The sequence below is a fragment of the bacterium genome (genome assembly GCA_023228325.1).
In the GTDB taxonomy this organism is placed as follows: Bacteria; Auribacterota; UBA6266; order UBA6266; family UBA6266; genus UBA6266.
Genome location: JALOBK010000001.1, coordinates 620,620 through 633,333, shown reverse-complemented (window position 1 = coordinate 633,333; position 12,714 = coordinate 620,620). Strand labels below are relative to the sequence as shown.

Genomic DNA, 12,714 nt, shown 5'->3' with positions numbered 1-12,714 from the left:
GGGAAAGAAATTCCGGATAACGAAGTCCTTTGAGCTGGGTATAGCTTAAAGGACTTTTTTTGTTTTCAGGCAGTGAAGCCCATTTGCGCCGATGAATCGGCGAAATGGGTTTTTTTATTTTTCAGAAAAGGAGGAAAAAGATGAAAAGACTGGTTGTAGCGGGATTATTTTTTGTTTCACTTGCGTTTGCTTTAGATGTTTTCGCTCAAGACGGGAAGGAGACATTTGTGCCGGCTCCCCTGTCAGAGCTGGATTACGAGCTTGCGGTGGACCTGAATTCAAAGTATATCTGGAGGGGACAGGCGCTTGTTGACGGGTTTGTCGTCCAGCCCAGCGCGACAGCGGGCTACAAATGGTTCTCTGTTAACTGGTGGGGCAATTATGACGCAGACAGAAATGACGATGACAGCCCTGCAAGGGAGTGGACGGAGAATGATTTTACCGCCGATGTCACTTTTGATCTCGGATTCATTAATGAAACGCTTGAAAAAGTGAGTTTGTCCGGCGGCTATATATACTACCATTTTCCGAATATAGATGATTCGGATACACAGGAATTTTACGGAGGGATTGCGCTTGATGTCCTGCTTCAGCCTTATTTTACGGCATACCATGATTTTAAAGAGGGGGACGGGACATACCTTGAATGGGGTATCGGCCATTCGTTTGAATTCGAGGCCTTTTCCATAAATTTAGGGGCTTCTATGGGATATAACGACAAACAGTGGGGCTATGAAGGCAGTTTTACAAATACTTTGCTGACGCTGAGCGTTACTGTTCCTGTCGGGAAATATTTCACCATAGAACCTCATGTAAGCGAATCGATTGCTATGGACAGCCAGTATACGGATGAATTCTACGCGGGCTGTTCATTCAAAGTCAACTTCTGATAGAGAAGGGAGGTTTTTGATATGAAACGGTATTTGCCTTACTTTATTGCTGTGGCGGCCATTTTGTTTATCGGCGGCGAGGCAGTCGCTGACCATACGGCTGATTCCAATGCGACAGCGATTGACACAGTCTGGACATTGATGGCGGCTTTCCTGGTATTTTTTATGCAGGCCGGATTTGCGATGGTCGAAACCGGATTCACGAGAGCTAAAAACGCAGCGAATATCATGATGAAAAACCTTATGGATTTTTCTGTCGGATCGATAGCTTTCTTTGTCATAGGTTTCGGAGTGATGTTCGGAGCGGATAAGTTCGGATTATTCGGTACAAACGGGTTTTTCCTGAGTTCCGCCACAACTGCGACGGGAGAAGGAATGTGGCAGTTTGCCTACTGGATGTTCCAGGTTGTGTTTGCTGCTACAGCGGCTACGATAGTTTCCGGGGCGATGGCTGAAAGGACAAAGTTCAGCGCGTACCTTGTATACAGTGTCTTTATTTCCGCTGTTATATATCCTGTTGTCGGGCATTGGATATGGGGAGGCGGATGGCTTGCGGGAAGGGGAATGATAGATTTTGCCGGGTCTACGGTTGTGCATTCGGTCGGAGGATGGTCTGCCCTTGCCGGCGCTATTCTCCTCGGACCGAGGTTGGGCAAGTACAACAAGGACGGCAGTTCCAATGCGATTCCGGGACATAACATCCCCCTTGCGGCCCTTGGAGTTTTTATCCTTTGGTTCGGGTGGTTCGGTTTTAACCCGGGAAGCACAACAGCGGGTACTAATCTGAGTATAGCTGTCATTGCGGTAACAACGAATCTGGCTGCGGCGGCAGGTGCTATAACAGCCATGATAACTATCTGGGTGCAGTTCGGAAAACCTGATACCAGTATGGCTCTGAACGGCGCCCTCGCGGGATTGGTCGCGATAACCGCCTCGTGCGCGAATGTTTCTCCCATGAGCGCGGTAATCATCGGCGCTATAGCCGGTGTATTGGTAGTTTTGAGTGTCGAGTTCATTGATAGGGTTTTACATATAGATGACCCTGTAGGAGCCATTTCCGTACACGGGGTCTGCGGCGCCTTCGGTACTCTTGCCACGGGAATATTTGCCCAGGAGGCGTACGGAGGGGTTAACGGGCTTTTATTTGGGGGCGGAATGAGCCAGTTCCTTGTCCAGTTGACAGGCGTGGCGTCTGTTTTCGCGTGGACTTTCGGTTCTGCTTTTGCGCTCTTCTATATCATAAGGAAAACGATGGGGCTGAGAGTCTCCGATGAAGAGCAGCTTAAAGGTCTCGATATAAGCGAACATGGGATGGAATCCTATGCGGGTTTCCAGATATTTACCACTGAATAAATATTAATTAACGACGGCCGGGGGAAAGGACAGGCCCCCGGCCAAAGGAAAGGAGAAACAAATATGAAACTTATAGTTGCCATGATTCAGCCGCATAAACTGCCGGATGTGAAAAAAGCGTTGTTCCAGGCTGAGGTGCATAAGATGACTGTAAGCAATGTCCTCGGGTGCGGACAGCAGAGAGGTTATACGGAAACATACAGAGGCGTAATACATGAGATAAACCTGCTTAAAAAAGTCAAACTTGAGATTGCGGTTAATGAAGATTTTGTCAAGCCGACTGTCGACGCGATTATCAAAGGCGCCAAAACAGGAAAAATCGGCGACGGAAAAATATTTATCCTCGATCTTCCTGAATGCATAAGGATTAGAACAGGTGAAAAAGGTTCGGAAGCCATAGGGTAGGGAGGATATGCGAAAAACCGGAGAGATGCGTTATGGAAGACAAAAAATTGATGGAGAAAATAAAGGCTGTTAAAGAAGAAAGAGGTTATACCTTATATGACTTATCGAGGATAACAGATGTCCATGTTTCGACGATTGAAAGATGGATGAAAACAAACAGGATAAACAAAATCTACGCAAAGATGGTTAAAGAAAAATTAAACATCGGGTAATTTTTTGATTTTTGTTTCGCAATTGGATATTCAAACAGGAAAAAGGAGGTATTAATGAAGACGGGGTTCTTTAAAGTTGCCGGGGCGGTTGCTCCTGCGTTACTGTTTATGTCCGGCGGCGTCGCGCAGGCGGCGGAAGAAAATTCATATGCCAGTACCGTTGGAATAGATACGATGTGGGTGTTGATAGCTGCTTTTCTGGTTTTTTTCATGCAGGCCGGTTTCGGCATGGTTGAGGCCGGTTTTATAAGAGCTAAGAATACATGTAATATCCTGACGAAAAACTTTCTGGATTTCTGCATGGCGTCCATAGGGTTTTTTATATTCGGGTATGCCATAATGTTCGGGGCCGGAAATGATTTTATCGGTTTGAAAGGCTGGTTTCTGGCGGGGGCTGAATCCGGCGCAGGTGTTCCCATGTTTGCCTTCTGGCTTTTTCAGGCGGCTTTTTGCGGAGCGGCTGCGACCATAGTTGCCGGAGGAATGGCCGAGAGGATGAAATTTGCGGCATACCTTATATATTCTTTTCTGATATCGGCTTTCATTTATCCTATTATAGGGCACTGGATATGGGGCGGAGGATGGCTTGCAAAGCTTAACTTCACGGATTTTGCCGGTTCTACGGTTGTCCATGCGGTAGGCGGTTTCGCGGCTCTGATAGGAACAATACTTTTGAAGCCCAGGATAGGCAAGTTTAAACAGGACGGGTCTCCAAACGTTATTACCGGGCATAATATCCCTCTTGCGTCACTCGGCGTTTTTATACTTTGGTTCGGGTGGTTCGGTTTCAACCCCGGATCTACATTGAGTGTGGGAGACGGGAGCCTTATCGCTAGAGTCGCCATTAATACAAACCTTGCCGCGGCGGCGGGAGGTATTGCGGCGATGATAATGGTCTGGAAGATGTTCGGAAAACCTGACCTTTCCATGGCTATGAACGGGGCTCTGGCCGGGTTAGTGGCTATAACCGCCCCATGCGCTTTTATCGAGCCGTGGGCCGCTGTCCTGATAGGGGCTGTAGGCGGCGTTCTTGTAATCATGGGGGTGGTGCTGCTTGACAAGTTCGGCGTGGATGACCCTGTAGGAGCCGTTCCCGTACACGGTTTAAACGGTGTGTGGGGAACTCTGGCTGTAGGGTTATTCGGGCAAAAAACGCTGGGCCTGGCGAATAACGGCTTATTGTATGGAGGAGGATTTACGCAACTCGCTATTCAGGCTCTTGGGGTTTGTTCCGTGATTTTATTTGTGGTGCTGTCTATGGGCGTGATTTTTAAAATCATTGATTTAACAGTAGGATTGAGAGTCAACAGGGATGAAGAATTGAAAGGTCTTGATATCGGGGAGCACGGCATGGAATCATATTCAGGTTTCCAGATATTTCTGACCGAGTAAGGAAAATGGTTAAAATGTGGAAAAATTATATGAAATCGTTTAAAATTGACTTGACAATTACGAAAGCATATAGTAAAAATGACTTCGATTTTTTTAAGAGCACAGGGTTGTGCCGGAATAATGTAAAACAGAGGCGTTCTTAAACCATTATGGTTTTTGAATGCCTTTTTTCATTTAACTGTAATTAAAAGGAGATGAATATGAGCGGTAAAAACATTGATAATAACAATACTGTTTTCGATATCTACGGCGAAAACATCTTCAGCTTTAAAACGATGAGAAATTATCTGTCGGATAAGGCCATCGAATCCCTGAAAGCGACTATTGAAAAGGGATATACGCTTAATCCCGATATTGCGGATGAAGTCGCGGATGCGATGAAAACATGGGCCTTATCCAAAGGCGCTACACATTTCACCCACTGGTTCCAGCCCTTAACGGGAGCGACGGCCGAAAAACATGATTCATTCATATTTCCGGACAGGGAAGGCGGAGTAATCCTTCAGTTTTCGGGGAAAGAGCTTATTAAGGGTGAGCCGGATGCCTCGAGTTTCCCGTCAGGCGGATTAAGGACGACGTTTGAGGCTCGCGGTTATACCGCATGGGATCCCACAAGCCCTGCTTTCATTAAAAAATCAAAGGAGGGCGCCGTCCTTTGTATACCGACTGTTTTTTGCGGATATTACGGAGACGCGCTGGATAAGAAGGCGCCTTTATTGAGGTCTATGGATGCTCTTTCAAAACAGGTTTGCCGACTGGGAAGATTATTCGGAGTAGAGGATAACGGGAACAAGGCCCATGTTACCCTTGGACCCGAGCAGGAATATTTTCTCATAGATAAAGCTTTTTATGAGAGCCGGCTTGACCTGTTGCAGACAGGCAGGACACTGTTCGGAAAGGCCCCTGCCAAACACCAGCAGATGGAAGATCATTATTTCGGCGCCATAAAAAGGCGCGTGATAGATTTTATGGATGACCTCGACAGGGAACTATGGAAAATGGGGATTCCGGCGAAGACAAGACATAATGAAGTCTGCCCTGCGCAGTTTGAAATAGCCAATGTCTATGAAACGCTGAACCTTGCCGTGGACCATAATATGATACTTATGGAGATTTTGAAGGAAGTCGCGGAAAGACATGATTTTGTGTGCCTTCTCCATGAAAAACCGTTTGCCGGTGTGAACGGATCAGGCAAGCATAATAACTGGTCTATAGTAGGTCCGGACGGTAAAAATTGGCTGAGCCCCGGAGATAATCCTCATGAGAACGCGAAATTTCTCACGGTGATTTGCGCGCTGATGAAAGCGGTTGATACATATTCCGACATTTTGAGAGCGACCGTCGCTACGGCGGGCAACGACCACAGGCTCGGGGCGAATGAGGCTCCTCCGGCGATATTGTCAATATTCCTCGGCGAACAGCTGACGGATATTATCGAGCAGGTGGAAAAGGACGGCGCCAAGAGCTCCAAGAACGGCGGAATTATTGAGATAGGAGTTTCGTCCCTGCCGAAATTGCCGAGAGATGTAACGGACAGAAACAGGACATCCCCGTTTGCTTTTACGGGTAATAAGTTCGAATTCCGGGCAGTCGGCTCGAACCAGAATTGCGCCGGCCCTAATGTCGCTTTGAACACCATAGTAGCCAGCGCTATAGATGAGATCTGCGCGCAACTGGAAAAAGACAGGGACGCGGGGAAGGATTTTAACGAATCCCTCCAGGCGGTTCTGAAAGATATAGTCAAGAAACACAAGAGGATTATTTTTAACGGCGATAATTATACCGATGCGTGGAAGAAAGAAGCTGAAAAGAGAGGACTGCCGAATATAGTCAATACGCCCGAAGCGATTGAAATCTTGAAGAGCAAAAAAGCGGTGGATCTCTTCGAGAAATACAGCGTTCTTTCAAAGAGGGAACTGAGTTCGAGATATGAAGTCTATAAAAAACAGTATGAAGAAATCATACATGTGGAATCGGAATGTTCCGTAACTATCGCGCGCACGATGATTATACCGGCCGCAATGAACTACCAGAGGCATCTGGCGATAACAATTAACGAAACGGAAAAAATCCTTAAGGACGGCAAGATGAAGCATTTCAGGAGCCTCTCGGCTTCTGTATGTGAGCAGACGGAAAATGTTCTGGCCGGCATTGAGAAGCTTGAAAAAGCTGCGGAAGACGGCGGAAGCGCCAAAGAGAAAAAGGAACTTATGCTGAAATTAAGGAAGGCGGTGGATACCCTTGAAGGTTTGCTGCCGGATGATGAGTGGCCGTTAGCCACATATGCGGAAATGATGTTCATGATTTAAATATAACGTATCAAAAACAGGTCAATTCCGGCGCCAAAAATTTTGGTGCCGGAATTGTCGTAAATGGTTTTGATTCAAAAACGGGATATTTGCAATGAGGAACAGGGGACTTTATGATCCGAGGTTTGAGCACGACAGCTGTGGTGTGGGTTTTGTCTGTGATATTAAGGGCAGGAGCTCGCAGGATATAGTTGATAAAGGGATTAAAGTCCTTAACAGGCTTTCTCACCGCGGCGCCACAGGCTCTGACCCTAAAACTGGAGACGGAGCGGGAATCCTTATCCAGACGCCTCATAAATTTTTCGCCAAGATCTGCGGGAAAACAGGGATTGACCTGCCTGGAGAAGGTTTTTACGCTTCAGGCATGGTGTTCCTTCCTGAATCCGCCGAGGAAAGAAAATTCTGCAAAAAGATCTTCTCCGATTTCATAAGACGCGAGGATCAGCATCTTCTCGGATGGAGAGAAGTCCCCGTAAACGATTCTGTTCTCGGTGAAAAAGCGAAAGGCACCAAACCGGTTATAGAGCAGGTTTTTATTAAAAGGGGGAACGGGATTAAAGATGCGGATTCTTTTGAACGCAGGCTTTATATAATAAGAAGGCAGATTGAAAACGCCGTGCGCAAATCCGATATTACCCAGAAATCATTTTTTTATATAACAAACCTTTCATCAAAAACCTTTGCATATAAAGGCCTTTTAATGCCTTCGCAATTAAAAGGGTTTTTCGCGGATCTTAGTGACAGGGACATTGAAAGCGCGATATGTCTTGTCCATTCGAGGTACAGCACCAATACATTTCCGACATGGGACCTGGCCCAGCCGTTCAGGTTTCTTGCGCATAACGGGGAAATCAACACTCTTCGGGGAAATATAAACTGGATGAAGGCGAAAGAGGGTCTTCTAAGCAGTGATTATTTCGGGAATGACATAGAAAAAATAAAACATGTTATTGTCCCGGACGGGAGTGATTCCGCGTCAATTGATAACGTATTTGAACTGTTGGTTTTGGCCGGAAGGAGCCTGGCTCATTCCATGATGATGTTAATACCCGCGGCGTGGGAACAGAATGACCTGATGGATGAAAAGCTTAAAAGTTTTTACAGGTATCACGCATGCCTTATGGAGCCGTGGGACGGTCCGGCCGCAATAGCTTTTACAGACGGGTTAAGAATCGGGGCTGTTCTTGACAGGAACGGTTTAAGGCCGGCAAGGTATATTGTTACGAGAGATGATATGGTCGTAATGGCATCCGAAGTCGGGGTGCTTGATATAAAACCGGAGGATATCTCTTTTTCGGGAAGATTGGAACCGGGGAAAATGCTTTTTGTTGACACTGAGGCCGGAAGGATAATAGAAGATGACGAAATCAAGAGAGAAGTTTCCGGGCGGCGGCCGTATAAGACATGGCTTGATGAGAATCTCCTGAAACTGAGCAAGCTTCCGGAGCCCGTGAAACAGAGCGGGAAAACGGAGATTTCGTATAAGGTCCTTAAAACATTCGGCTATACGAGAGAAGATTTAAAATTTTTAATCAGGCCTATGGCGGAAAAGGGAGAAGAACCTATAGGCTCGATGGGTAATGACACTCCCCATGCTGTGTTATCTGAAAACCCGCAGCTTTTATATAACTATTTCCGCCAACTGTTTGCTCAGGTTACAAATCCGCCGATAGATCCCATAAGGGAAGAACTTGTAATGAGCCTTGAATGTTATATGGGCACCAGGAAAAATCTTCTGGATGAGACACCTCTCCACTGCGGCAAATTGTGGCTCGAGCATCCTATCCTTACGGATGATGATCTATCAAGGATGAAAAATATAAAAGAAAAAGGCCTGCATTCAAAAACCATATCAATTTTATTCAAATCCGGAGAAACAAAGAATTTCCACAAAGCACTTGAAAGGGTATGCGCCGAATCGCTTGCCGCCGTAAAGGAGGGATACCCCTTCCTTATTCTGAGCGACAGGGGAGTTAATGGTGAATACGCCGCTTTACCCGCCTTGCTTGCGGTCGGGGCTGTCCATCAAACTCTTGTCAACAGCGGTTCCAGGTCTCAAATCGCCCTGATCCTTGAAAGCGCAGAACCGAGGGAAGTGCATCATTTCGCGCTGCTTTTCGGCTATGGGGCCGGATGCGTAAACCCTTATATGGCGTTTGAACTGGTGGGAAAACTGTATGACGAGAAAGAAATAAGCGTAACCCCGGATACGGCCAGGAAGAATTATATTAAGGCCGTTAATAAGGGAATATTGAAAATACTTTCTAAAATGGGAATATCTACTCTGAGAAGTTATCGCGGCGCGCAGATATTTGAAGCGCTGGGGCTTGCCGGTGACGTTATCGAAAGATGTTTTACCGGTACTGTATCGAGAATAGGAGGGGCAACGCTTGACATAATTGCCGAAGAGACCCTTCAAAGGCACCGGTTGGCGTACGCGTCATCGAAAGATGATTATATATTGCCTGCCGGCGGTATATACCAGTGGAAAAAGGACGGGGAATTCCATATGTGGAACCCCGATACCATATCGGCGCTGCAGGATGCCGCGCGGCAGGAGAACTATGACAGGTATAAAGAATTTGCTTCAATGATAAACAATCAGGCGGCTAACCCCGCGACATTAAGAGGACTGTTGGATGTTGCAGGGGGGAACCCGATACCGTTGAAAGAAGTTGAAAAACCGGAAAGCATATTCAAAAGATTTGTTACGGGAGCTATGAGTTTCGGTTCGATAAGCAGGCCTGCGCACGAGAGTTTAGCCCTTGCGATGAACAGGATAGGCGGAAAATCAAACACCGGCGAAGGAGGTGAAGACCCTTCCAGATTTATTTCTCTTCACAGCGGGCATTCGAAAAGGAGCGCGATAAAACAAATTGCTTCCGGCAGGTTCGGAGTTACAACGAATTACCTTGTGAACGCGGATGAACTTCAGATAAAGATAGCGCAGGGCGCGAAACCCGGGGAAGGAGGACAATTACCCGGACATAAAGTCAGTGTCGTAATAGCCAGCACCAGATACACCACGCCGGGAGTTACTCTGATTTCGCCTCCCCCTCATCATGATATATATTCGATTGAGGACTTGGCGCAGTTAATATTTGACCTGAAAAACGTGAATCCTTTTGCGAGAATCAGCGTGAAACTCGTTTCCGAAATAGGAGTTGGAACTGTTGCCGCGGGTGTTGCTAAAGGCCATGCGGATATGATTTTAATCTCGGGCGGCGACGGGGGAACGGGAGCTTCTCCCCTGAGCTCGATAAAACATGCCGGGCTGCCGTGGGAATTGGGTGTTTCAGAGACGCACCAGACACTTGTGATGAATGACCTGAGAAACAGGGTAAGGCTGCAGGCTGACGGGCAAATGAGGACAGGAAAGGATGTTGCGATTGCGGCCCTGCTCGGGGCCGAAGAATTCGGTTTTTGCACAGCTTGTCTTATCGTGTTGGGCTGTGTGATGCTGAGACATTGCCACCTGAACAATTGTTCTGTCGGCGTTGCGACGCAGGATGACATGCTCCAGAAAAATTTCAGGGGAAGATTTGAACATGTCGTCACTTACATGCATTTTATCGCGCATGAACTTAGGGAAATCATGGCTTCCCTGGGAATAAGGACCATAGATGAAATGGTAGGGAGAACGGATCTCCTTAAATTAAAGAGGGATATAATTCCGTGGAAAGCCGGCGCGATTGACTATTCGCGGATATTGTACAGGCCGGAAGTTCCAGCCGGTGTGAACGTTTATTGCACTGAGAAACAGGATCACGGCATTGAAGAGGTGCTCGATAAGAAACTGGTCCGCAAATGCAAAAGGGCGTTGATAGACAGGAAGCCGGTCAGGGAAATGGTTGCTATTAAAAACACGGACAGGGCTGCGGGCGCTATGTTGAGCGGTGAAGTCTGTAAGGTTTATGGAGACAGCGGGTTGCCTGAAGATACTATACATGTTGGATTTTCAGGTATTGCCGGCCAGAGTTTCGGGGCATGGCTGGCAAGAGGAATAACTTTTGAGCTTGAAGGGATGGCCAATGATTATGTGGGGAAAGGCCTGTCGGGAGGAAAGATAATAATATATCCATATAAAAAATCAAAGTATTCTCCCGGCGCAAATATAGTTATTGGTAATACGGCTTTTTACGGCGCGATCAGGGGAGAAGCTTATATAAGAGGAATAGCGGGAGAAAGATTCTGCGTAAGGAATTCAGGCATCAACGCCGTCGTTGAGGGTGTTGGGGACCACGGTTGCGAGTATATGACGGGAGGCAGGGTGATTATTCTGGGAAAAACCGGAAGAAATTTTGCGGCGGGGATGTCCGGGGGAATAGCGTATGTTTATGACAGAGAAAAACTTTTCAGGGATAGATGTAATTTAAAAATGGTCAGCCTGGAAAAATGTACGGAAGAAGACAAAACCGTTATTTACAACCTTATTCATAACCATTCTAAGTATACGGGAAGCCGTATAGCTTCCGGCATAATCGAAAGTTTCAATGATAAACTGGCTGATTTTGTCAAAGTTATTCCTCTTGAATACAAAAAAATACTCGAATCCCGGGAAGTTGAAGAGAAGATCGGGTTGACGGAGGTTTCCGATGGGTGACCCTCGAGGTTTCTTGAAAGTCAAAAGGACAATTTCAGAATACAGACCTGTTTGCGAAAGAGTCAGGGATTACAGGGATGTTGTGGCTTTAAGAAGCCCGGAAAAGTCCGCTGAACAGGCTTCAAGATGTATGGATTGCGGAACTCCGTTCTGTAATTGGGGTTGTCCCATAGGGAATTATATTCCTGAATGGAACGATTATCTGTTCTCAGGTTTGGGGGATAAAGCGTTCGAGCTCCTTAACTCTACCAATATAATGCCGGAAGTGACGGGAAGAATATGCCCCGCTCTATGCGAATATGCTTGTGTCCTCGGTATAAATGACGACCCCGTGACGATAAGAGAGAACGAACTTTCTATAATTGAGGAGTCCTTTTCGCGCGGGCTGGTTGTTCCCCGTCCGCCGCAGAAGAGAACAGGGAAAAAAGTAGCTGTTGTAGGGTCAGGCCCGGCCGGACTGTCTTGCGCGGCAAACCTGAATAAAATGGGCTACGATGTGACTGTTTTCGAGAGGGATTCAGGAATCGGGGGGATATTAAGGTATGGCATCCCTGATTTTAAACTTGAGAAATATATCCTGGACCGGAGAACGGATATTTTTAAAAAGGAAGGCATTTCTTTTAAGACAAATGTTGAAGTCGGAAAAAAATATAAAGCGCAAAAGATGTTAAAAGAGTTCGATGCGGTTTGTCTCTGCCTGGGTTCAAGAGTGCCGAGGGATTTAGACATCAAAGGCAGGGATTTAAAAGGCATATACTTCGCGATGGATTATCTGAGCCAGCAGAACAGGATATTTTCCGGTGAAAAAATAGCCGGAGATATAATTAATGCCAAAGGGAAAAAAGTTGTCGTGATCGGCGGAGGGGATACAGGCTCCGATTGCGTGGGCACCGCGAACAGACAGGGCGCGTCCTGCGTGGCGCAGATAGAAGTTATGCCTAAACCTGACGAGTGCAGGAGCGATAGGCATCCATGGCCTTTATACCCCTTGATATTAAAAACTTCTTCCAGCCATGAAGAAGGGGGAGAAAGAAACTGGAGTGTATTGACAAAGGAATTTTGCGGCAGTAAAAACCGGATTGAGAGAATATCGTGTGTCAGGGTTGATTTTTCCGAAACGGACGCGGACCGGTGTCCTGTCATGAAAGAGATAAAAGGGAGCGAGTTTGAAATTGAAGCTGATATGGTTATTCTTGCGGTTGGGTTTGTTCATGTGGAGCATAAAGGAGTTGTGTCCGATTTGAAGCTTGAAAAAGATAAAAGAGGCAACATAAAAACGGATGAAAACTATATGACTTCTGTTGAGAAGGTCTTTTCCGCCGGGGATTCCCGCAGAGGGCAGTCTCTGGTCGTCTGGGCTTTTGATGAAGGGAGAAGAGCTGCTCAGTCCATACATGGTTATTTAACAGGAAGCAAAAAATAACGGCTGTTGTGGACAAGGGTGTTTTGAAATGATAGTATTTGATGTAAAAAAACTGCAGATTTTCGGTTTGCGGAACTGATCGGGAGACGGAATGGCATGCCTTCGGGAAAAAAATCATATGAAGATC

Annotated in this window: 8 protein-coding genes; all 8 read left to right on the top strand. The window is 46.5% G+C overall.

Annotation, left to right across the window (positions count from 1 at the left end):
* Positions 1-140 precede the first annotated feature (140 nt).
* The 8 genes from M0R36_02915 (at position 141) to M0R36_02880 (ending at position 12,587) form a co-directional block, all read left to right on the top strand.
* Positions 141-890 (top strand): hypothetical protein, encoded by a 750-nt coding sequence (locus M0R36_02915; protein MCK9554752.1) that lies wholly within the window; start codon positions 141-143, stop codon positions 888-890.
* A gap of 21 nt (positions 891-911) precedes the next feature.
* Positions 912-2,243, top strand: coding sequence for an ammonium transporter (locus M0R36_02910; protein ID MCK9554751.1), 1,332 nt, complete (start codon positions 912-914; stop codon positions 2,241-2,243).
* 63 nt (positions 2,244-2,306) lie between these two features.
* Positions 2,307-2,648, top strand: coding sequence for a P-II family nitrogen regulator (locus tag M0R36_02905; protein MCK9554750.1), 342 nt, complete (start codon positions 2,307-2,309; stop codon positions 2,646-2,648).
* Between the two features lie 32 nt (positions 2,649-2,680).
* Positions 2,681-2,860 carry a hypothetical protein gene (locus M0R36_02900; GenBank protein ID MCK9554749.1) on the top strand — a complete coding sequence of 60 codons (180 nt, stop codon included), beginning with the start codon at positions 2,681-2,683 and terminating at the stop codon, positions 2,858-2,860.
* A 54-nt stretch (positions 2,861-2,914) separates the two neighbouring features.
* Positions 2,915-4,252: an ammonium transporter gene (locus M0R36_02895; protein MCK9554748.1), complete on the top strand. Its 1,338-nt coding sequence runs from the start codon at positions 2,915-2,917 to the stop codon at positions 4,250-4,252.
* A gap of 200 nt (positions 4,253-4,452) precedes the next feature.
* A complete protein-coding gene (locus tag M0R36_02890; GenBank protein ID MCK9554747.1) occupies positions 4,453-6,561 on the top strand; it encodes a glutamine synthetase III in 2,109 nt (702 codons plus the stop codon).
* 94 nt (positions 6,562-6,655) lie between these two features.
* A complete protein-coding gene (gene gltB / locus M0R36_02885; GenBank protein ID MCK9554746.1) occupies positions 6,656-11,164 on the top strand; it encodes a glutamate synthase large subunit in 4,509 nt (1,502 codons plus the stop codon).
* Positions 11,157-12,587: a glutamate synthase subunit beta gene (locus M0R36_02880; GenBank protein MCK9554745.1), complete on the top strand. Its 1,431-nt coding sequence runs from the start codon at positions 11,157-11,159 to the stop codon at positions 12,585-12,587. Before gltB ends, M0R36_02880 begins: the two co-directional genes overlap by 8 nt.
* Positions 12,588-12,714 lie beyond the last annotated feature (127 nt).

Bases quoted from the DNA above. Each gene is read 5' to 3' on its own strand.
- M0R36_02910 (MCK9554751.1), top strand. From the start codon at position 912: ATGAAACGGTATTTGCCTTACTTTATTGCTGTGGCGGCCATTTTGTTT.
- M0R36_02900 (MCK9554749.1), top strand. From the start codon at position 2,681: ATGGAAGACAAAAAATTGATGGAGAAAATAAAGGCTGTTAAAGAAGAA.
- M0R36_02895 (MCK9554748.1), top strand. From the start codon at position 2,915: ATGAAGACGGGGTTCTTTAAAGTTGCCGGGGCGGTTGCTCCTGCGTTA.
- M0R36_02915 (MCK9554752.1), top strand. From the start codon at position 141: ATGAAAAGACTGGTTGTAGCGGGATTATTTTTTGTTTCACTTGCGTTT.
- M0R36_02880 (MCK9554745.1), top strand. From the start codon at position 11,157: ATGGGTGACCCTCGAGGTTTCTTGAAAGTCAAAAGGACAATTTCAGAA.
- M0R36_02905 (MCK9554750.1), top strand. From the start codon at position 2,307: ATGAAACTTATAGTTGCCATGATTCAGCCGCATAAACTGCCGGATGTG.
- gltB (MCK9554746.1), top strand. From the start codon at position 6,656: ATGAGGAACAGGGGACTTTATGATCCGAGGTTTGAGCACGACAGCTGT.
- M0R36_02890 (MCK9554747.1), top strand. From the start codon at position 4,453: ATGAGCGGTAAAAACATTGATAATAACAATACTGTTTTCGATATCTAC.